This is a genomic window from Methanosalsum zhilinae DSM 4017 (genome assembly GCF_000217995.1).
Classification (GTDB): Archaea; Halobacteriota; Methanosarcinia; order Methanosarcinales; family Methanosarcinaceae; genus Methanosalsum; species Methanosalsum zhilinae.
Genome location: NC_015676.1, coordinates 1,863,453 through 1,883,933 on the forward strand (window position 1 = coordinate 1,863,453; position 20,481 = coordinate 1,883,933).

21 protein-coding genes are annotated in these 20,481 nt (G+C 40.1%); 9 read left to right on the top strand and 12 right to left on the bottom strand.

The annotated features are described in order from the left end of the window. Position 1: 1 nt before the first annotated feature. From MZHIL_RS08780 to MZHIL_RS08800, 5 genes are all read right to left on the bottom strand, one after another. A complete protein-coding gene (locus MZHIL_RS08780) occupies positions 2-760 on the bottom strand; it encodes a DUF128 domain-containing protein (RefSeq protein ID WP_013899018.1) in 759 nt (252 codons plus the stop codon). 105 nt (positions 761-865) lie between these two features. Next, entirely contained in the window at positions 866-1,603 is a 738-nt protein-coding gene (locus tag MZHIL_RS08785; protein WP_013899019.1) for a glucose-6-phosphate isomerase family protein, read from the bottom strand. Positions 1,604-1,755: 152 nt separating this feature from the next. Beyond that, a complete protein-coding gene (uvrC, locus tag MZHIL_RS08790; RefSeq protein WP_013899020.1) occupies positions 1,756-3,564 on the bottom strand; it encodes an excinuclease ABC subunit UvrC in 1,809 nt (602 codons plus the stop codon). A 17-nt stretch (positions 3,565-3,581) separates the two neighbouring features. Next, positions 3,582-4,346: a ribonuclease H-like domain-containing protein gene (locus MZHIL_RS08795; protein WP_013899021.1), complete on the bottom strand. Its 765-nt coding sequence runs from the start codon at positions 4,344-4,346 to the stop codon at positions 3,582-3,584. A 36-nt stretch (positions 4,347-4,382) separates the two neighbouring features. Next, positions 4,383-5,036 carry a GNAT family N-acetyltransferase gene (locus MZHIL_RS08800; protein ID WP_013899022.1) on the bottom strand — a complete coding sequence of 218 codons (654 nt, stop codon included), beginning with the start codon at positions 5,034-5,036 and terminating at the stop codon, positions 4,383-4,385. Positions 5,037-5,240: 204 nt separating this feature from the next. Here MZHIL_RS08800 and mdh point away from each other — a divergent pair, with 204 nt between their 5' ends. The 3 genes from mdh to MZHIL_RS08815 all read left to right on the top strand — a co-directional run bounded on the left by mdh (position 5,241) and on the right by MZHIL_RS08815 (position 7,288). Continuing rightward, a complete protein-coding gene (gene mdh / locus MZHIL_RS08805; RefSeq protein ID WP_013899023.1) occupies positions 5,241-6,167 on the top strand; it encodes a malate dehydrogenase in 927 nt (308 codons plus the stop codon). Between the two features lie 100 nt (positions 6,168-6,267). Beyond that, positions 6,268-6,540, top strand: a complete 273-nt coding sequence (locus tag MZHIL_RS08810) for a PRC-barrel domain-containing protein (RefSeq protein ID WP_013899024.1) — start codon at positions 6,268-6,270, stop codon at positions 6,538-6,540. 13 nt (positions 6,541-6,553) lie between these two features. Next, entirely contained in the window at positions 6,554-7,288 is a 735-nt protein-coding gene (locus tag MZHIL_RS08815) for a tRNA(His) guanylyltransferase Thg1 family protein (RefSeq protein ID WP_013899025.1), read from the top strand. Positions 7,289-7,326: 38 nt separating this feature from the next. Here MZHIL_RS08815 and MZHIL_RS08820 read toward each other — a convergent pair whose 3' ends face one another. Next, complete coding sequence (locus tag MZHIL_RS08820) at positions 7,327-8,955, bottom strand: cation:proton antiporter (RefSeq protein ID WP_013899026.1); 1,629 nt, start codon at positions 8,953-8,955, stop codon at positions 7,327-7,329. Between the two features lie 203 nt (positions 8,956-9,158). Here MZHIL_RS08820 and nikR point away from each other — a divergent pair, with 203 nt between their 5' ends. Next, positions 9,159-9,581: a nickel-responsive transcriptional regulator NikR gene (gene nikR, locus MZHIL_RS08825; RefSeq protein WP_013899027.1), complete on the top strand. Its 423-nt coding sequence runs from the start codon at positions 9,159-9,161 to the stop codon at positions 9,579-9,581. Here nikR and MZHIL_RS08830 read toward each other — a convergent pair. Beyond that, positions 9,578-9,943, bottom strand: coding sequence for an ArsR/SmtB family transcription factor (locus MZHIL_RS08830; protein ID WP_013899028.1), 366 nt, complete (start codon positions 9,941-9,943; stop codon positions 9,578-9,580). The genes nikR and MZHIL_RS08830 overlap by 4 nt on opposite strands. A gap of 142 nt (positions 9,944-10,085) precedes the next feature. Between MZHIL_RS08830 and tes the strand changes: the two genes are divergently transcribed. The 3 genes from tes to MZHIL_RS08845 all read left to right on the top strand — a co-directional run bounded on the left by tes (position 10,086) and on the right by MZHIL_RS08845 (position 14,744). Continuing rightward, entirely contained in the window at positions 10,086-11,633 is a 1,548-nt protein-coding gene (gene tes, locus MZHIL_RS08835; RefSeq protein WP_013899029.1) for a tetraether lipid synthase Tes, read from the top strand. A gap of 120 nt (positions 11,634-11,753) precedes the next feature. After that, complete coding sequence (locus MZHIL_RS08840) at positions 11,754-14,363, top strand: S-layer protein domain-containing protein (RefSeq protein ID WP_013899030.1); 2,610 nt, start codon at positions 11,754-11,756, stop codon at positions 14,361-14,363. Between the two features lie 69 nt (positions 14,364-14,432). Continuing rightward, positions 14,433-14,744, top strand: coding sequence for a hypothetical protein (locus MZHIL_RS08845; protein WP_013899031.1), 312 nt, complete (start codon positions 14,433-14,435; stop codon positions 14,742-14,744). A 468-nt stretch (positions 14,745-15,212) separates the two neighbouring features. On the opposite strand, the gene MZHIL_RS08850 is transcribed toward MZHIL_RS08845, so the two are convergent. The 5 genes from MZHIL_RS08850 to MZHIL_RS08870 form a co-directional block, all read right to left on the bottom strand. Then, positions 15,213-15,422 carry a dodecin family protein gene (locus tag MZHIL_RS08850; protein ID WP_013899032.1) on the bottom strand — a complete coding sequence of 70 codons (210 nt, stop codon included), beginning with the start codon at positions 15,420-15,422 and terminating at the stop codon, positions 15,213-15,215. Between the two features lie 23 nt (positions 15,423-15,445). Beyond that, positions 15,446-15,814 carry an ATP-binding protein gene (locus MZHIL_RS08855; RefSeq protein WP_013899033.1) on the bottom strand — a complete coding sequence of 123 codons (369 nt, stop codon included), beginning with the start codon at positions 15,812-15,814 and terminating at the stop codon, positions 15,446-15,448. 15 nt (positions 15,815-15,829) lie between these two features. Then, positions 15,830-16,150, bottom strand: a complete 321-nt coding sequence (locus MZHIL_RS08860; RefSeq protein ID WP_013899034.1) for a CGGC domain-containing protein — start codon at positions 16,148-16,150, stop codon at positions 15,830-15,832. 159 nt (positions 16,151-16,309) lie between these two features. Next, the gene (locus MZHIL_RS08865; RefSeq protein ID WP_013899035.1) at positions 16,310-17,527 is read right to left on the bottom strand and encodes an FprA family A-type flavoprotein; all 1,218 of its coding nucleotides are present in this window, start codon (positions 17,525-17,527) and stop codon (positions 16,310-16,312) included. A gap of 26 nt (positions 17,528-17,553) precedes the next feature. Then, positions 17,554-18,072, bottom strand: a complete 519-nt coding sequence (locus MZHIL_RS08870; RefSeq protein WP_013899036.1) for a ferritin-like domain-containing protein — start codon at positions 18,070-18,072, stop codon at positions 17,554-17,556. A gap of 459 nt (positions 18,073-18,531) precedes the next feature. Between MZHIL_RS08870 and MZHIL_RS08875 the strand changes: the two genes are divergently transcribed. After that, positions 18,532-19,635 carry an inositol-3-phosphate synthase gene (locus tag MZHIL_RS08875; protein WP_013899037.1) on the top strand — a complete coding sequence of 368 codons (1,104 nt, stop codon included), beginning with the start codon at positions 18,532-18,534 and terminating at the stop codon, positions 19,633-19,635. Continuing rightward, positions 19,632-20,468: a hypothetical protein gene (locus MZHIL_RS08880; RefSeq protein WP_157209663.1), complete on the top strand. Its 837-nt coding sequence runs from the start codon at positions 19,632-19,634 to the stop codon at positions 20,466-20,468. The genes MZHIL_RS08875 and MZHIL_RS08880 overlap by 4 nt, the downstream gene beginning before the upstream one ends. Positions 20,469-20,481: the final 13 nt, after the last annotated feature.

A 20,481-nucleotide genomic window follows, 5' to 3' on the forward strand; every position in this document is an offset into this window, starting at 1 on the left:
ATTATATGATTTCCCCTATGGGCCTCATCTCATCAATGCCGATCAGAGTGGACATGGCATTGGTACGTATGTATATTCCACTCTCCTGAACCACTGCCATCGGATTGGTTCCCCCTATCACAACAATTCCAAAATGATCCCTTTCAACTGATACATCCAGTATCCTGGTATTGGGTTCACCGACCTCAAGTATTCCGCTAATACCTGCATCCATCATATCAGCAAGGACGCTTTCAACCTTCTCCCGGGCAATCATGGGAGCACCTCTCAGGTTTGCCAGTATCTTTCCGGAGCCGGTCCTGAGCATCCGGGTAACAGAGGTTACCTCCTGGGACATGAGTACTTCCAGGGGATCTATTGTTGTACTGGCATACCTTAAAACGTCAGTAAATCGTACCGGCATACCATCTCTTATCTGAACAAGTCCCCCAAAGTGAGGCTTTACAAGGACACCGGATTTGAGAAGTATACCATCAATGGTAATACTGCACACCGTAGCAATTCCAGCCATACCTTCCTCAATCCTGTAGCCTGCAATGGTATCCCCGCAATGGAGCATTTTTACATAGGGACTGACTGCAAGTCCACTGGAAATGGTTGTTTTAAAAATGTTCAGCACATCTTCAAGATCTTCCTCCCTGAAAAGAGATAGATTAACTATAAGATCTCCATCCCCGGACTTTGGATCAAATGTAGTTCTGTACATCAGATCCTCAATCTTGCTTGATGTAAACTGAAGTCTGTAACCCTGGTCCTGCATACTCGTACCTCAGATAATGTATAGATTACCTGAGTACAGAGACCTTCATATAGTTTACCATATTCTGATGATCTAATCAAATTATATACTGGTGATCACAGATATTTAGTACATTCTTTCAAAAATCTCAGTATAGTTCTGGGGCGATCTGAGAAAATCAAGTTTTTCAATATCATTCACCAGTTCGTACATGTCATGACCTTTGATAAGCCCGAATTCCTCCAGATCTTGCGGACTAAGGTACCTGCTATCAGGTATGTGCCTGTATTCAGTGTTTCTGATAAATCCCGTCTTTATAAGATAATAGGCTGCACCCCTGCATTTTTTTATAGAATCATATACCGATGAAAAATCACTGCAAACCCAGTTAGCCATTTTCAGGTCAGCATCAGACTCATTGACAGTAACATGGCCATAATAGGGTGGAACTACAACTACATCACCCGGTCCGGCATGGATAATGATCACATCTTCGATCATGCGGTCATCATTTTCATTTTTTCTTTTCTGGAGCAGGTATGTAGCATTTCCCTCCAGTACCTGATAAACTTCCGGATATGTGACATCACTACCTTGAACTTTCGGGTGATAATGACCTGCAGTCTTGATATACTCAATACCCAGCAAACCTGATGGTATTACGGTGATATCATATCTTAAATGATTTTTCTCCATGATCTCAAGATCATTATCAGTTCTGTAGAGATTGCGGTACATATAGTACAGTTCAGTATTCTCAGCTGATTTTAGCCAGCTCTGGTCGTATACAACGTCCTGCATATCATAGAGCATTCTTACATCAGCATCCCTGCTGATATTTCCAAATTTTAGTTCATTTACCATTGTCTAACCCCTTTATATCCCACTTTTTAGTAAAGCTGTCTGATCTTTAAAGAATCATTTGAACTTAGTTTAGAGATTTTGTGTATTAAGTGTTACTATAAATAATATCTTCAGTACGCATATCCGTGCATTGATCTGGACTAAAACAAAAATTAATTTTTCAGATAAGCCAGGATCTGTTCTGCCAGTTTTCTACTTATCCCTGGAATGCGGGCCAGTTCCTCAACAGAGGATCTTTCAATCCTATCAACCGACCTGAATTCTTGAAGAAGAGCTCTTTTTCTGTTCTTTCCAATACCAGGTATACTGTCAAGTCTTGAATGTGTCAGCTTTGCAGCTCTTTTTCTCCTGTGAGCCGAGAGTGCAAACCGGTGAGCTTCATCCCTGATCCTCATCAGCAGGGTACGTGCAGAAGACGTGGAAGGAAGATTCACTGTTTTAGAGCTGTCAGGCAATACTATTGTCTCGAATTTCTTTGCAAGACCAATGACCTGAATATCAACTCCAATTTCATTAAGCGATCTGCAGGCTGCCTGTACCTGTCCTGCCCCACCATCAATGAGCACAAGATCAGGCAAATTCCCACTCTTTTCCACAATTCCTGAATAGCGCCTTTTTACAACCTCTGCAATCATAGAAAAATCATCCGGACCCTGCACACTTCTTATATTGTACTGCCTGTATTTACCATTCAGAGGATTGCCATCCTCAAAGACCACTACTGAGCCTACTGCATCTGTACCCGATATATTCGATATATCGATACCCTCAATATGATACGGAGGTGAGGGTAGTGAGAGAACACTTTTCAGCTCCTCGAGAGCTTGTCTGATGTACTGACCTGAATCTGCACCTTGTCTGGCCTGTCTACCAAACATTAGTGCATTCTTTTCTGCCATTTCAAGCAGTTTTTTCTTGTCACCTTTTACAGGAACATGGATGCGAACATCTTTTCGCCCTTTTCCGGAAAGCCATTTCTGGATCAGTTCTTTTTCAGGAATATGGAGAGGTACAAGGATCTCGGATGGAACCGGAGAATCCTGATAATACTGTTTAATAAATTCAGCCAGTACTTCACCTGAAAATTCTTCATTTTCAAGACCTGCTAGTGAAAAATCCGCCTTTCCAACGATATTTCCTTCCCTTACATAGAAAAGCTGGACATATATATTTCCTGCTTCAGAAATGCCTGCTATCACATCCCGGTCATCCCAGCCACTGGTTGTTATCTGCTGATTTGATATTTCCTCAACTGTTATGATCTGATCCCGGATCATTGCAGCAGATTCATATTTCATCTCAGAGGAAAATTGATTCATGCGCTCCTCCAGCCTGTGGATCAGACTGGACGAATCTCCCTGGAACAGTTTCACAACCTCGCCAACCATTTCCTGATACTCCTCCTCGACAATTTCACCTGAACACGGTGCAAGACACTGTTTTATATGGAAGTTCAGGCAGGGACGGGTATACCTGTTATCTGCACCTATCTTCTTTTTACATCTTCGTATTCCAAATATTCTGGCAAGGATATCAAGGGTTTTTCTAACCGGTGTGACATTGGTATAGGGACCAAAGTACAGTGCACCATCATCAAGCCTTTTACGTGTCAAAAATATCCGAGGATATCTGGAATTGGTAGTTATTTTGACATATGGATAACGTTTGTCATCCTTGAGTCTTACATTATATCTGGGACGGTGTTTCTTGATCAGATTGGCTTCAAGAATCAGGGCATCGATCTCAGTGCCTGTAACAATATAATCCACATCAGCGATATTCTTAACAAGAACGCGTGTTCTTGGATGGTGATTCTTCTGAGACTGGAAATATTGCCGTACCCTTTTTTTCAGTGAAAGGGCCTTACCTACATATATTACGTCCCCGCTACTATCTTTCATCAGATAGACACCGGGTTCATCGGGAATCCTGTCAGAAATCTCTGAAAATAGACTGTTCAAGTAGACCACTTATATACTTATTTCCCATCAAAGGCATTCCTTACCAGTTCAGGATATATCATTTCAACAATGGTTTCAAGATTTACAATATCCTCACGGTTATACTCAAGCAGGGTATCAAGTGCACCATCACAGCCTCTCTCATGTTCATGCCAGAGACGAACAGCATCAAACCCGGTTATTCCACAGGTTTCATCACTTCTTGATATCCCAAGTTCCTGCTCAATTATCTTGAGTCCGCCTTTTAAGCCAATGCGTTTTAAAGGATACATGAGATCCAGATGAAGCTGATCGAATTCGATTTCCGGAAATTCTTTTTTTATAAAGGGAAGATCAAACCTTGAACCATTAAATGTTACAAGGTACCTGTACTTTGAAAGTTCATCTGCAACCTCCTCAATATTATCTCCTCTTACATATGCTCTGGCATCTTTTCCATCATAGATTCCAATGACAGTGATACAGCTATGTTCCGGAGAAAGACCTGTAGTCTCAATATCCACATAGGCTACAGAGTCGGAAAATGAATGGAAGGCCCTCCAGTGCTCAGACCCTGGCAGGGATTTTGCAAAAAAATCAGAATCTCTCGAATCAAGGCAACAGATAGAGTGTTCAATACCTTCTATTATGGTTTTTCTCTTGCCTGCAGAAACAGGAACTTCATGTCCCTGTTCAATAAATTCATACCATGTCCTTATACCACTGGCCCATATTCTCTTTTCAGTGGTCCTGCCAACGGACGGAATGTGTATATAAGTGCTTGGAAGCATATCCTGATACATAATTTGTTCCTGTTATTAATTTAGATAGAAAACCCACTAAATGTCTGTTTCCTGAAAGTTAAGTTCTTTGAACATGTGGTAGGCTGTAAAAAGGGGACAGCTTTTCTTATCGATTATGTTAAAACCATATCTGGAATATATTTTAGTATTTAAATAATCTCCGGTGAATAAATATATACCCTTACATTTATTTAATGAACTTCCATGACAGATCAGTGAATTGAGCAATTCACCACCTACGCCTCTACCCTGGTAGAAGGGCAAAACTCCGATAGCTTCCAGAAAAATATATGGACCATGCAGATTATCCGGCTTTCTGGCCAGCTTAAATATACTGTACATATTCCTGAATTTTACATATTTCAGCAACTGAAGCAGATGCATAAGAAGTAGTGGTGCCTGGGATACTGATCGCTTAAAGGGAAGCTCTGTGGAGACTGCACTTGCCACTGCAAATCCTATAATCTCATTATCAGCCATTGCGATAAAAACTGGATGTGAAACATCAATATATGAATTAAGTCTGTAAGACAGGGCTTTAGTAAGTGCCCTCTTTGCTCCTGGCGAGGTCAGATTATAGATGTGTTTTGTAAATGCCTCATCCGCAAAGGTGGATAAGAATACTTCGCAGGTTGCAGGTATATGAGATTTTTCCAGAGGAACGACTGAAATTTCATAACTATCATCCATAGACTTTAACACAAGGATTTTATGTTATTCAATCATATTAAAATGATTGGTGAGACAGGGATTTATAGATTTGAATGATACGATGAAAAGTATAAGGTAAATAATTTATACTGCCGTTTATTATTCTGATATCTAAGATTCAATATCGAAGTTAAACCTTATTTGTTCACTTGTTTAAAGTGGATATATTTCCGGAGGATTATAATGAAAAAAATTACAGTTATTGGAGCAGGTAATGTTGGTGCCACTGCAGTCCAGAGAATGGCGGAGCTTGAAATGGGAGATCTCGTAATGTTGGATATTGTAGAAGGAATTCCCCAGGGTAAAGCACTGGATCTCATGCAATCAGCCCCTCTTATGGAATATGATAGCCATATTCGTGGTACAAACGATTACAACGATATTACTGGATCTGATGTAGTTGTGATTACTGCAGGAGTTCCCCGTAAACCTGGCATGGATCGCAAAGACCTGCTTAAAATAAATTCGAATATAATAAAAGATGTCTGTACCAATATTACAGAATATGCTCCTGATGCAGTGGTTATTGTGGTCACAAACCCACTTGACCCCATGACATATCTTGCATCCCGGGTTCTGGACATGCCCGACAATCGGGTATTTGGAATGGGAGGTATGCTTGACTCCACCAGGTTTGCTACTTTTGTAGCAATGGAACTTGGATGTTCGGTCAAAGATATAAGTGCAATGGTCATTGGAAGTCATGATAATCTGATGCTTCCACTTCCACAATACACAACCGTCTCAGGGATTCCAATAACAGAATTGATGGATGAAGATACAATACAGGAACTTGTTGATAGAACAATAAACGGTGGAGCTGAAATTGTTAAGTATTTCAAGAATGGCAGTGCTTTCTATGCACCTGCAGCATCCATAACACATATGGTGGAATCCGTGATCAGAGATTCGAAGAGAATAATGCCAGCAACTGCATATCTTAAAGGAGAATACGGATACGACGGAGTCTATGCTGGGGTACCTGCAAAAATAGGCAGGGAGGGGGTTGAGGATATAATCGATCTCAAACTTAGTGACAAACAGAAGGAATTACTTACAAAATCAGTGGTAAATATTCAGTCAAGCATAGAACTGCTGGAATTGGAGTAAATATTTAACAAATAAATTCATAAACTATATGTTTATTAATGACTGGTATATACGTAATAAAGAAATAATAATGAAAAGCTAAATTTTGCCAGGGGATATAATGCTCATAGAAATAACATCGCTTTTTGGACTGAATGTATATACTAATTCAGGAACTTATGTTGGAAAGGTCAGTGACATTGTACTTGACATAAACGAAAGGAAGGTCAGAGGTATTGCAATATCTGAAGTAAACAGGGACCTGTTCGATGTACAGGGGAAAGGAGTGATCATACCATACAGATGGGTGATAACTGCCGCGGATATCGTACTGATCAGAGATATCTTTTCAAGATTCAAAAAGAAAACAAAGGCTGAAGAGCAAGAAGCCTGAATCCAACAATTATATGAAAATACGTGAGATATATGCAGATATCCGGTGTTTGCCTCCTGTGATCGTGCGAATTGATGGTAGAAACTTTAAAAAGACACTATCACAATTTGGATTCAAGAAACCTTATGATAAAAGGTTTTCACAGGCAATGGCAGATTCTGCAGAACTTTTTTTTAAATATAGTGGATTAAATCCCCTCTTTGCCTATACATTCTCAGATGAGATCAGTTTTCTGTTCACTGAACTGGAATTCGATGGAAGGATAGAGAAACTGGATTCAGTCATCCCGAGTTATATAAGCAGCGCACTGGCAATAGAGCTTGATCTTGAGAGACCGGTCGCCTTTGATTCCAGAATAATTCCTTTAAACCAGAATAATATCCAGGAGTACCTGATATGGAGACAGAACGAAACATGGAGAAATTTTGTAAGTTCCTATGGATATTATACAATGCTTGAAGAGGGAATGAGCCCTGATGAAGCCTCTTCATTCCTGAAGGGAAAAAAGTCGTCTGATATTCATGAACTCATGTTTGAAAGAGGTATCAACCTTGCAAAGCTCCCTCTCTGGCAAAGAAGAGGGATTGTTTTGCATAAAGAGAGATATACTATTGAAGGATTCAACCCAAAATTGAACAAAAGAACGCTGACAACACGCAGCAGGGTTGTGCAGAACTGGGATATTCCGGAGTTCAGTTCTGATGAGGGGACTGATTTCCTTCAGAAATATATAGGCCCCTCACTTTAGATTTTTTACAGCTAATATCTATATGTTTTACTTCAGATTCATGCCAGCCTGTCTGCTGCATGGGATGCTGCGTCAACAAACGGCATGAACACAATATCTGCTCCTTCAGTATAAAAGAACGAAGCATCAGCTTCATTGTGGGCTGTGAGTGCTATTTTCCCATCATAGCCATGTGAGCGCAGTGCCCTTAGAAGAGTGAGATTTGTATGACGCTGTGGTATTGCACTGACAATCCAGCTGGCCCTGTGGATGGGTAAAGTATCCAGAAACTCCATATCCTCTGCATCACCATACTGTACCCTGTAGTTCATATCCATCAGGTGATCAATAATCTTGGGGTCAAAATCAATTCCATATACCTTTTTACCCCTTACATGCAGATTCTTACCAAGATTGCTTCCAAAACGTCCCATGCCAAATAAAATTATATCCACATTTTCCAGGTCATCAAGATGTGATCTACCTTTAGAAGGCGACTTGCGTTCAAATATACTAAGCCAGGGAGCTAACCGATCATAGAGCTGGTGGGAGTATATTATCATGTAAGTGGAGGTACCAATCGTAATAAGACCCACCAGAGTGATCATACCAACAATATCAGTACCTATATGACCCAGTGTCAAACCAAGGGCTGCCAGTATCAATGAAAATTCACTGATCTGGGCAACTGTGAGTCCTGCAAGAAACCCGGTTCTCTTTCTGTACCCCATAAAGCCCATGATTGTCATCACAATAATAGGATTACCAATAAGAACAAATAGTGAGAGTATGATTGCAGGGACTATTTGGGCACCCAGTATGCTCATGTCCAGCTGGGATCCGAGGTGAATGAAGAAAAACAGCAGAAGAAAATCACGTACACTCACCAGCCGGGATCCGATTGCTTCGCGAAAATGGGTTGAAGCAAGAGAAACACCACCAAGGAATGCACCAACTTCCTTACTGAACCCAAGAAAATCACCAATTGAGGCCAGAGAAAGAGCCCAGCCAATTGCAAAGAGTACCAGGAGTTCCTGGGATTTTGCCAGGTGGCGCAGGAGTATCGGAATTACAAAAACCATCATTATACCTATTGCACCAAGAAAAGCAAAGCCGGTCAGCATGAGGAACAATACTTCCCTTACAATTTCATCATCTGCAGCTGTTCCTGCCCCCAGTGCAGATAATCCTATCATCACAAGCACCACCACAATATCCTGCACTATCAGGAATCCCACTGCAATTCGTCCATGGAGTTCATCAATCTCCTTTTTATCTGACAGCAGTTTGACAATAATAATGGTACTTGAGAATGTCAGTGCAACTGCTACATATATAGCAGATATTGTTGACAGGCCCAGTCCAGTGGCAATAAAAAAGCCAACAACTGATGTGAAAATCACCTGGCCCATTCCTGTTGCAACTGCCACAGGCCCCATGGTACGTATCAGATGCAGGTCAAGCTTTAGACCAACCACAAATAAAAGAATTGCAATACCCATCTCTGCCAGCAGTTCAACCTCTTCTGTGGCTTCAATCCACCCAAGGACACTGGGACCTACCAGAATACCAATCACAATAAAAGCAACAATTAGCGGCTGGCGAAGCCGCAGCATTATGGCACCAAAAACAGTAGCAAGCAGAATCAGAATAGATATCTCATAAAATACGTTTTCAAAAAAAAACATCAATTGATCTCCTGCGCCTCCGCTCTTTGCCACCGATTATTTCAAGTACTAAACAGTAAATAATCGGCTTTTTATATATAGTTTTATAGACAAAGCGTAAAACCCCTCAGTCTTTAGCTCAGGAGTAGTTCACGTTAATCTGATGTTACTCTAATACAAAACCTTATTTATCATTTAAAACATTGACTACAGAAGGTGATTCAATGGCAAAAGAACTTATGAGGATTGGAGTATCGCTCCCTGAAAACCTTTTAACAAAATTTGATAAAATAATTGAAAAAAGGGGTTATTCTTCCCGTTCTGAAGGCATACGTGACTCCATACGCAGCTATATAGCACATTATGAATGGATGGGTGATGTGAAGGGACGACGTGTTGGTACAATTTCTCTGGTATATGATCATACCAAAAGAGGTCTTGCCAATTCTCTTACAGATATCCAGCATGACTATTCACAGATGATAAAATCTTCAATTCACATACATCTGGATCATTCTAATTGCCTTGAAGTCATAATTCTTGATGGTGAAGGTGAAGATATAAAATCTCTTGCTGAAAAGCTCATGTCACTCAAAGGTGTAAATTACGTAAAGCTGCACACAGCTCCCCCGGGTGAAAAAATTTAAAGTTCTCGATAATCCTCTTTAATGGATTTTATTACTGATTGGCCCATTTCAGTCAGGTAATATATCTGAAAGCTCTTCTCTCTCTTTGAATCAATAAGTCCGGCATCTTTGAGGAGTTTTAGATGGTATGATAGAGCAGAATACTTGTAGTCCGTGATCCCAACAAGAACACATACACACAATTCCTGTATGTCAAGTGCTTTGATTATATTCAGCCGTACAGGATCTGATAGCAACTTAAATATTGCTGCTATCTTGCTCATATCCTCGGATAAAGCTGATTCCACTTCTGCAAGTGTTCTGTTATCGATCTGATAGTCACTGCTGATGCCTTTTATTTGTCTGTCCTGCATTGTGTCCATTCAATCCACTTATTTATAGCATTTAATTAATAATTTATCCCTTTACCTGAAGAACCGGTATAATATCCTTTTTCATAAGCGGTTATCACTGTGAAAATATTAAAATATCATTGAAGATATTCTATCATAGGGAGTAGGATATATGAAGAGTATAAAGTCACTTTGTCCGGAGTGTCATTTTCCTATAGATGGAAAGCTGTTTGAAGAACATGGAAAATTGATGGTGGAAAAAACATGCAGCGAACATGGCAGCTACAGAGATATATACTGGTCAGATGCTGACCTTTTTCATCGATTTGATAAATACTCAGTATCCGGAGATGGACTTTCCAATCCAATAACATCAGATGATTCACACTGTCCTGAAAATTGCGGAATCTGTTCAGCTCACAGGACAACCACTATCCTTGCAAATATAGATGTCACAAACAGATGTAATATGAAATGCCCTGTCTGTTTTTCCAATTCAAATGCAAAGGGGTATCTATACGAACCCAGCAGGGATCAGATCCGGGATATGCTGGAAATTCTGCGAAATGAGAAGCCTGTCAGGTGTTTTTCAGTACAGTTTTCAGGTGGAGAACCAACAGTTCGCAGCGATCTTCCAGATATTGTTTCAATGGCCCGTCAGATGGGTTTTATTCAGATCCAGATAGCTACAAACGGAATTGTACTTGCCAGAAACCTGGACTTTGCAAAAAAACTCCACCATGCCGGACTTGATACAGTTTATCTTCAGTTTGATGGTGTTTCAGAGGAACCTTACCTTAAAACAAGAGGCTTCAATGTTTTCCCTATTAAAGAAAAAGCTATAGAAAACTGCAGGAAAGCAAATATCAGGAGTATTGCCCTTGTTCCAACACTTGCAAAAGGTGTTAATGATCATCAGGTAGGGGATATGATAGACTTTGCATCACAGAGACTTGATGTGGTTAAGGGAATCAATTTCCAGCCAATGGCATTTACAGGCAGAGTTGATCAGGATACACGTGAAAACAGAAGAATCACCATACCTGACCTCATCAAACTGGTAGAGGATCAGACCGATGGTCAGGTTAACAGAGATGCATGGTATCCTGTTCCATTTGTTGTACCTATATCCAGGTTTATTTCTCTTATGAGAAATACTCCTGTTCCTGAACTGAGCTGCCATCCACATTGTGGTACAGGTACCTATGTATTTGTAGAAAATGGTAAACTGATACCTATAACTGATTTTGTGGATGTGGAAGGCATGACTGAATTTCTGACAGAAATTGTAGAGGAGAACAATGAAAATAATTCCAGATTGAAATCTGCATCATTAATGGCAAAGGCAGCCTACAGGATTCCAAGTTTTATTGATCAGGAAAAGGCCCCCAGGACCATAAATGTAAAAAAACTGTTCACCAACTTTTTTACAAAAGGGACGGTGGATGTAACCAAGGAGTTTCACAGAAATGCGCTTTTCCTTGGATCAATGCATTTTCAGGATATGTATAATTTTGATATTGAGAGGGTTCAAAGATGCGGGGTTCATTATGCAACTCCTGATGGACGTTTGATTCCGTTTTGTACGTACAACATCTTTTACCGGGATGAAATAGAAGAAAAGTTCTCAATACCACTTAATTCTGCAGCAGGAATCTCTTCAAGACCTGTGAGAAAGGAGACGACTGAAGATAAATTTTCCAAAGCGGTTACTCATTAAATTTTTTATGATGGTAGCCATTTTGCATGAACCATATAAATAATATAATACCTGTGGTATATAGTATATTTGTATAAATATTATAAATGAGGGTAAAAAATTACCTATGGGAGTGTATTTATGAAAAATATTAGATTAATTAGGTTAGTTGCTGCTATGGCAATAACTGTGCTGCTATGTGCAACATCAATTGCAGCCTCAGATGTGTACGAGACTGGAAACAGGGTATGGGATGCACAGGAAAACCTGTCTCTGACATATACCTGGACTCCGCAGAGTTATTCAGGATTCTACTATGATCTTGATACTGGCGAAGGATCTGAGAATCTTACCATCAGGCTTGACAGTGATACAGACAGGTCGATAGGTTCTGGAGATATGGAATATGTGACAAGACCTATTGATACGTCCTTTGAGAACAGAGACTGGGGTTCATATCAGGTAATAGGATTTATGGCAGAGAGATACTTTGCAGGATACACAGCAGACTCTGAATTTGCTGACAGGCAGATCAGTATGATGGCTGATGGACAGCTATCCAGAGTTCTAACAGATAGTGATGACCGTAGATCCTATTTCCCGGGGTCGTCAATAACCCTTGAAGACGGATATGTCCTGACAATTTCAGAGATTGACCTTGCAGGTAACAATGTCCTGGTCTCCTTGAGAAAAGACGGTGTTGAAGTGGATCAGGCAATAGTATCTGCTGGATCTGACTATGTCTACGAAACAGATGTAGGTACCACAGATGATGTTCCAGTGATAGCAGTCCATATTCAACAGGTATTCAGAGGTACTCAGACAGACGCTGTCTTTATTGAAGGGATATTCCAGATTTCAGAGGACTATGTAACTATTGAGACCGGTGACCGGTTTGGCAGAATGGAGATAAGCTCTGTGACCGAGAATGAGATTATGATGGAAAACCATGCCACAGTATCACTTTCAAGGGGCAGTACCATCAATATCATGGGTAATCTCAATATTGAGGTGGCAGATGATGCAGTTCTCAGGTTTGCTCCCTTTGTTGATATGAGCCAGCCTGGAACATATGAGCTGAGAGGTACAGTTACTGAACAAGCTTCCACCTGGACACCATTAAATTTTGAAGGCTTTTACTACAATATAGATGAGGGAATCGGAACCGAAACCCTTGAAGTGGAACAGCTGAGTGACCGTAGAATTGCTGATGAAGGACTTGTTTATACCAGTGTTCCAGAAGAAGTAAGTTTTGAGAGATCAGCCTGGGGCAAGTTTGAGGTCATTGGCTTTATGGCTGAAAAATACTTTGCAGGATATCCTGAAAATGCTCTCACAGATTCAAGGGTAAGTCTTCTTGATGCCGGTCAAATGTCAAAGGTCCTCATTGATGATGATTCTCGAAGATCTGTGTTCACAGGATCCACTCTTGCTCTGGAAGATGGATATACACTAAATATTGTAGAAATAGACCTTGCAGGTAACAATGCCCTAATCTCCCTGAGAAAAGATGGCTCTCAGATAGAACAGGCAATAGTGCCTGCAGGAAGTAGTTATGTATATGAGACTGATGTAGGTGCAGTGTCCGATGTACCTGTAATTGCAGTCAGGTTTGATCAGATATTTAGAGGTACTGAGCTGAATGCAGTATTCATTGGTGGTGTCTTCCAGATATCTGAAGATTATGTAAGTGTGGATGTAGGTGACAGATTTGGCAGAATGAGGGTATCTTCCATTACACCGGATGAGATCGTACTGAGAAATGACGGAGCAATGACCCTTACCCGTGGGGGTACCGTGAGTATCATGGGAGATATGAAGTTCAGGGTCGCTGATTCTCCTGATGTGCGATACTATCCTTTTGTGGAAGTTGTTACTCTGCCAGGTGATACTCTTGAGATAGATATGCCTGATGTTCTGGCTGCAGGATCGACTACCGATATTGTGGTGACTTCAAGAGGTGCAGCCGTTGAGGATGTTAATGTCAGATTTGCAGGGGAGCTGATCGGCACAACAGATGAAGAAGGTCTTATCAGATATGTACCACAGGAAACTGGAACTTTTGAGGTAAGAGCTGAAAAGTCCGGATTTGTCAGTGCAAGCAGAACAGTAGAAGTTGTATCTGCTGATGATATGCAGTATGTGGTATCTATTGACGTATCTCCAGATGTGGTTTATGAAGGGGATACCATTACCATATCAGTCACCACTGCTATAGATGCAGAGCCACTTGCAGATGTTGAGGTATTCTATGATGGTGTGCATATCGGAGATACTGATGAACAGGGACAGATTTCCTATACTGTTCAAGACCCGGGTGTCCATAAAATAACAGTGGAGCCTGAAGGTTACCTTCCTGCAGAGTACAGTTTTGAAGTACTGGACAGTGATCTGATGTTTGAGATATCCAATCTGGCATTATCACCAGTTGAGGTACAGCCTGATGAACCTGTAACAATCACTGTGGATGTGGAGAACATTGGTACAACATCCCATGAACGTGATATTGAGCTGCTTGTTAATGGAGAGGTAGCTGATACAAGGACTGTTAGTCTGGATCCAGGTGAGACAAGGACACTGGAATTTACTCACTCTGAAACCGAACCCGGTGACTATACCGTGCAGATAGGTGATGAAATAATGACCTTCACGGTAGAGGAGCCTGAACCGGTTCCGTTTGTAGGTATACTTGCATCCATGGCTGCAGTCATTGGGGCTGTAATTTTGCTCAGATGGAAGCAGAAAAGGTGAAATCAGATATGCCATAACCTGCAAAACTGGTTATGGCAATATTTTTTTATATCAAAGTCAATTAAATTCATGAACAGCTATATCTGTGAACTAATTCCTGAAGATTTTGAATACGCAGATCCACCACTCTCATTGGACTATGTGGTGAAAGTTTTTAAAAAATATGATCTTGAATTCATAGCCCATTTTGGTGAGGAACGCTTTTATGTATCACATACTCCGGGAGAGCCGATGATTCCTGCACCAGGTGGAATCTATCCCCTGGAAATTGAGCAGATATTTAGCTATATGGTAATGGAGAGAATTAATGTAATCCGGTGCAGGGATGGAAAAATGTACCGTGAGACTCTGGGAGAAATGCCCAGCAGGCTGGATATGTAGGCTCATATAAAGAACATATGATCAAAGCGTAAGCTCTCAATGCCTATTTAGCATCGCATCAAATCGAAGATTTAATGAGAGTTTCATGAAGCATGATAACCAACGCATATGTATAACTGCACAATTCTATATGTTTAATTATTAAGGGAGATTTTTTGTCAATAACTATAGAAGCATTTTTTACCGCAGGTACAATCGTTTGGCAAAAGATATAGCATTAAATGGTAAAATCATTTATGAAGAGATGATCAACTCCGGTAAAACTCACTTTCTAAACTATTTCCTATTGCAGATATTATTTTAATACCTGCAGTGTTCACATTATGGTGGACTTTCCTGTACATGGGAAAAACCGGCTGGGTTGTACGGGATCCTGGAAAGCTTGATGTTCTTAAATCAAGTAAACTGGAATCAGGTGAGTGAAGTTTGATTGACAGACTTTGATGCAGGTTCAAAGTTTGTCACTTTTCACTCGAGCAGTATCTCAACTCTGCACAGGAATCTTGTTACCCTGTTATCTTCCACTTCAACATCAAAATTTTTAATATTAACTCCTGTTATTTTGCTCTTTGATTTGAATATTGGAAGTTGGGTTGCTTCCTCTACTGCATTCTGTACTGCATCCTCCCAGTTTTGAGGTGATGAACCAATTGTCTCAATGATTTTTACAAATGTCATTTATATGCCCCGAATTTAATGATTTAACCATGTATAAGTGCAGGAAGACAACGTGTACAAACCCAGATACTTTCCATATTGTGTCTTGCAGGTATCAGATAACGCTCAGACTCGCCTGATCTGCACATAAAGCACCTTATAGACTCGTCTGTTTTTGCTGGCTGCGCTTCTGCCTTTTCCCTGTTGAATTCAATGGTATGTCTCTCTTCAACGGAAAGGGCACCAGTGGGACAGATCCCTACACAAAATCCCATACCATCACAAAGGTCTTCTGATACAATCTTTGCTTTTCCATCAACAATTTGGATCGCACCTTCTGCACAGGGTGCTACACACTGTCCACATCCATTGCATTTACTCTCGTCAATTTTAACAATAGTTCTTTTTACCATTTGATATTTCTCCTATTAATGATGTGTACCTTCAACTACCTCCATCCCTGCATCTTCAATTATTTTTATTATAGAATCTATATGGGGACAGGGAGGATATTTCTTCGTCTTCATGCAGGAACTTAAATGCACTGCACTGGCTCCGTGCTTTTTAAGTGCTTTGATAAGCCTGTATACTCTTCTTCCAGGACAACCACCACAGGTAAAAAAGCCTATAATTTCGTCCTTTTTGTCGTACCTATCAAAATGAACTTTTTTTTCATTGAATGCTTTAAAGCATCCTGTGCCAGGACACACCTCAGAAACGGTTTCACACCTGACAACTGCAATTTTCATACCTGACCTGCTGGTTGAAATACGATACACCTCTTTGTATTATTTCACATCGCTGTGAACTTTATTAATATATTATCTGAAGAAAATATATACTTTTTCAGATATTATCAACATAATATTGATAAAAAAATATGAAAAAAAGACGGGACCTGCAACATTTCAGGTCCGTGTTTGATCTAAACTGGCTATATCTGCGAGCCTGATCCCAAGTTCCCGGCATGCTTTCAGATCTTCTTTATCCGGTCCAAACTTTATCTGAATTCCCTTTTCAACGATCTCAACACCAGTATTTTCAAGTTCGCTTTCTGCAAACTTCACACCTCCACCACCCCATCCGTATGATCCAAAGACTGCTGCTTTTTTGTTTTTTGGTCTCAATCCTTTCAGATGTGTGAGAAAACCTGCAACTGAGTGAAGAGGCCCATTGTTGATTGTTGTGGATCCTATAGCAATGACCGGTGCTTCAAGTATTTCCCTTATTATCATGCTCCATTCATTCTTTCGAAGATGAAGAAGCTGTGCTTCTATACCCTTTGAGGTAATACCTTCAACAACTACCTTTGCCATCTTTTCAGTACTGCCCCACATACTGTCATATATCACAAGCACCTTTGGTACAGTTTCACCTGATGCCCATTTGCGGTATGCATCAATTATCTGCCCCGGGTTGTCTCTCCATATAATTCCATGTCCTGTTGCTATCATATCTATCTCAATGTTCAATTTTTCAACCTTTTCCAGTAAATTGAACACAGGCTTGCTAAAAGGCATCAGAATATTTGCATAGTATTCTGATGCTTCCTCAAGTGCATTATCAACTTCATCATTGAACCTGTGGGATGAAGCCAGATGCTGGCCAAATCCATCGTTTGAAAACAGGATCCTGTCTTCCTTAAGATAGGTCTGCATGCTGTCAGGCCAGTGAAGCATTGGAGTTTCAATAAACGCAAGTGTACGTTTTCCAAGATCCAGTTCATATCCAGTATCTACCACTTCAAAATCCCAGGAATCACAACCATAGGGCCTGTAATACTGGCAGAGTCCATCTTTTGCGCGTTTTGTTGCAAATATTTTAGCATTCTGATTCATCTTCATAACTCTGGAAAGAGAACTTGAATGATCAGGTTCTACATGATTTGCTACCACATAATCGATTTTTGCCGGATCCACTACCTTTTCTATACGGCTGATCATCTCATCTGCCAGATGATCCTTGACTGTGTCTATAAGGGTGATCTTATCATCAAGGATCAGATATGAGTTGTATGAACTGCCTTTAGGGGTTGCATATGCATGAAAATCGCGCAGGTTCCAGTCAATCACCCCTACCCAGTATATATTCTCTGAAATTTCCACAGGATAGTATTCATCTTCCATATTGCTGATTCCTCTCTATACCTGAATCATGTCTGCATTCTAAACTCTGTTGCATATTCCAGAAATCCGTCTATAATCTCGTAATGACCCTTTTCAAATTCTGCAAGCTTTTCGAAAAATTCACGTCTTTGATCATTGGTTGATCTTTTTGCCAGTTCCCTGTAGAGATTTTCTGTTTTTTTCTCGAACCTGAGGGCAGAAAGAAGTACTCCCTCTTCATCCATCCAGTTATTTGAGAACTCCTCATCCAGCATTCCCTTAAAATCCGGAGCATCAGAGGCTACAGGCTTGAAATCGGCAATGTCATGGATATTGCCTACCTCTGAATTTTTTTCTTTAAAGTCCTTCAGATACTGTGCATGTTTTTTTTCCTCTCCAGCCAGATATTTGAACAGATCCTTTACAGCTGGATTCTGGATCTCCGATACTTTGTCCAGATAAAATGATCTTCCCTTTTCTTCCAGAGCAATTGCCATATCCAGAACATCCTCAAAGGACTCAAGATTGTCTATTTCTTCGATTACACTATCCATAACATCTTTCATATTTGACACCTCTTTTTATCTATTTATTATTTTAATCATGATCTTAAAAATTCTTTATTGTGAATGATTCATTTCATATTTGATTCTAAAAAGACCACCTGTAACTGATTGTTTAAGATAATTCATTCTGTATGCCAGTGAATGGTTCTGTTGATACCCCCTTCAAAGAAAACATTCTCACTATTATAGATTTATTTTCCTATATATTTAAATAGGTATCCGTTATACTCTGTAAGTATTAGAAAAGAAGATGTCAATCAGTCACCGATGAGTACTTTTTGATTACTGCACTGGATAATACTATTTACATTTCAAATATTATCACATATCTGAACAGAACATATATATCAATTAAGCGAATTAGAAAACTTTTTATTAAGCTGCTGTCATTAAAGACGGTGAATGGATATTCAGTTCTGGAATTTTCATTATGCTATTATCTGATCATGAGGTGAGATTATGAATACAATTAAAATTGCAATTGCGGGTCTTGGCAACTGCGCAAGTTCATTAATACAGGGGATTGAATATTATAAATCTAAGAACTCCGAGGATGCAATAGGGCTAATGCACTGGGATGTTGGTGGCTACAAACCATTTGATATTGAAGTTGTGGCTGCATTTGATATCGACAAACGTAAGGTTGGGAAGGACATATCTGAGGCAATATTTGCACCTCCAAACTGTACTACTGTATTTTGCAGCGATATTCCCAAAAACGGTGTGAAAGTTACCATGGGACAGATCATGGATGGTGTATCCGAGCATCTGGAAGATTATGATGAAAAGTATAAATTTGTTCCTTCAGATGAGACGGAATCCACAAAAGAAGATGTTGTAAATGTTTTGAAGGGCTCAGGTGCTGAAATATTGCTCAATTATCTGCCTGTTGGATCAGAACACGCTGCCAGGTTCTATGCTGAATGTGCGTTGGAAGCAGGTGTTGGATATATTAACAATATGCCTGTTTTTATTGCAAGTGATCCTGAATGGGCTCAAAAGTTTGACAAAAAGGGGATACCTATTATCGGGGATGATATAAAGGCACAGCTTGGTGCCACAATCACACACAGGACACTTGTGGATCTGTTCCAGAAACGTGGTGTTCTTCTGGAAAAGACATATCAATTGAATACAGGGGGAAATACTGATTTTTTGAATATGCTCAACAGGAGCAGGTTATCCTCCAAAAAAACATCTAAAACAGAAGCTGTCCAGTCTATTTTGAATTCACGCCTTGATGATGAAAATATTCATGTCGGTCCCAGTGACTATGTACCCTGGCAGAAGGATAACAAGGTCTGTTATCTGAGAATGGAAGGCAAGCTTTTTGGTGATGTTCCGATGAATCTTGAACTGCGCCTGTCTGTGGAAGATTCCCCAAATTCGGCAGGTGTTGTCATTGATGCAATCCGATGCTGCAAACTGGCTCTTGACAGAGGAAAAAGCGGTGTTCTGTATTCACCTTCAGCATATTTCATGAAACACCCCCCTGAGCAATATTCAGATGATGAAGCCTACAGAATGACAAATGAGTTCATTGAAAACAAAAGAGATGATTGAATAGCGATCCAATAATGCTGGAAGATAGCAGATATGTGATCTATGGGATCGATTTTAGTGGCTCACAGCATACATGCAGCAAAATATGGATAACCAAGGGTATTATCAATGGCCCTTATCTTGAACTGGCTGATTGCTATCCTCTTGAAGACATAGCAGGAAAACATCCGCAAGACTGTTATAATGCTCTAAGGGATCTGATCACAGGTGCTAATGCATCAATATTTGGTATGGATTTTCCCCTGAGCGTTCCACTGTTATTTATGGATAAATTCAGTGACTGGACTGCATTCATCAAGCAGTTTCCTGAAAGATACAGTACTCCTGAAAACTTCAGAAAATCATTTTATTCTCTTTCCGGAGGAAAAGAACTCAAACGCATAACGGAGTCAAAGGTGAAGGCCCCTTTTTCATCTTATAATCTTCGTCTTTTCAGACAGACATACTATGGAATATGCAATGTTATACATCCACTTCTGAACCTGAACGAAGCAAGGTTTCTTCCGATGCAAAAAGCAGATGTTCGGTTTCCATGGGTAATTGAGATATGCCCTGCATGTACTCTTAAAAAAGAAAAGATGTATCATTCATACAAGGGCAAGAGTGTTGATAAAGCTGGCAGAAGATCTCAAATCCTGGATCGTCTCATTAATATGGGTCTGAATGTTGAACCTGATTATGAAAGCAGGATCATAGATAATACGCCTGGTGATGCTCTTGATTCTGTTATTGCTTCAATGTCCGTCTTCTACACTCTTAAAAGGAAAAAGATCACCCAATGTGACAGATCTGATTGTGATATTTACAGAACTGAAGGGTATATATTTTCCTGATATAATCCGGTGT

Excerpts from the sequence above, each read along its gene's own strand:
- MZHIL_RS08780 (WP_013899018.1), bottom strand. The coding sequence starts at position 760 with ATGCAGGACCAGGGTTACAGACTTCAGTTTACATCAAGCAAGATTGAG.
- MZHIL_RS08785 (WP_013899019.1), bottom strand. The coding sequence starts at position 1,603 with ATGGTAAATGAACTAAAATTTGGAAATATCAGCAGGGATGCTGATGTA.
- MZHIL_RS08795 (WP_013899021.1), bottom strand. The coding sequence starts at position 4,346 with ATGTATCAGGATATGCTTCCAAGCACTTATATACACATTCCGTCCGTT.
- MZHIL_RS08800 (WP_013899022.1), bottom strand. The coding sequence starts at position 5,036 with ATGGATGATAGTTATGAAATTTCAGTCGTTCCTCTGGAAAAATCTCAT.
- mdh (WP_013899023.1), top strand. The coding sequence starts at position 5,241 with ATGAAAAAAATTACAGTTATTGGAGCAGGTAATGTTGGTGCCACTGCA.
- MZHIL_RS08810 (WP_013899024.1), top strand. The coding sequence starts at position 6,268 with ATGCTCATAGAAATAACATCGCTTTTTGGACTGAATGTATATACTAAT.
- MZHIL_RS08815 (WP_013899025.1), top strand. The coding sequence starts at position 6,554 with ATGAAAATACGTGAGATATATGCAGATATCCGGTGTTTGCCTCCTGTG.
- MZHIL_RS08820 (WP_013899026.1), bottom strand. The coding sequence starts at position 8,955 with ATGTTTTTTTTTGAAAACGTATTTTATGAGATATCTATTCTGATTCTG.
- nikR (WP_013899027.1), top strand. The coding sequence starts at position 9,159 with ATGGCAAAAGAACTTATGAGGATTGGAGTATCGCTCCCTGAAAACCTT.
- MZHIL_RS08830 (WP_013899028.1), bottom strand. The coding sequence starts at position 9,943 with ATGGACACAATGCAGGACAGACAAATAAAAGGCATCAGCAGTGACTAT.
- tes (WP_013899029.1), top strand. The coding sequence starts at position 10,086 with ATGAAGAGTATAAAGTCACTTTGTCCGGAGTGTCATTTTCCTATAGAT.
- MZHIL_RS08840 (WP_013899030.1), top strand. The coding sequence starts at position 11,754 with ATGAAAAATATTAGATTAATTAGGTTAGTTGCTGCTATGGCAATAACT.
- MZHIL_RS08845 (WP_013899031.1), top strand. The coding sequence starts at position 14,433 with ATGAACAGCTATATCTGTGAACTAATTCCTGAAGATTTTGAATACGCA.
- MZHIL_RS08850 (WP_013899032.1), bottom strand. The coding sequence starts at position 15,422 with ATGACATTTGTAAAAATCATTGAGACAATTGGTTCATCACCTCAAAAC.
- MZHIL_RS08855 (WP_013899033.1), bottom strand. The coding sequence starts at position 15,814 with ATGGTAAAAAGAACTATTGTTAAAATTGACGAGAGTAAATGCAATGGA.
- MZHIL_RS08860 (WP_013899034.1), bottom strand. The coding sequence starts at position 16,150 with ATGAAAATTGCAGTTGTCAGGTGTGAAACCGTTTCTGAGGTGTGTCCT.
- MZHIL_RS08865 (WP_013899035.1), bottom strand. The coding sequence starts at position 17,527 with ATGGAAGATGAATACTATCCTGTGGAAATTTCAGAGAATATATACTGG.
- MZHIL_RS08870 (WP_013899036.1), bottom strand. The coding sequence starts at position 18,072 with ATGAAAGATGTTATGGATAGTGTAATCGAAGAAATAGACAATCTTGAG.
- MZHIL_RS08875 (WP_013899037.1), top strand. The coding sequence starts at position 18,532 with ATGAATACAATTAAAATTGCAATTGCGGGTCTTGGCAACTGCGCAAGT.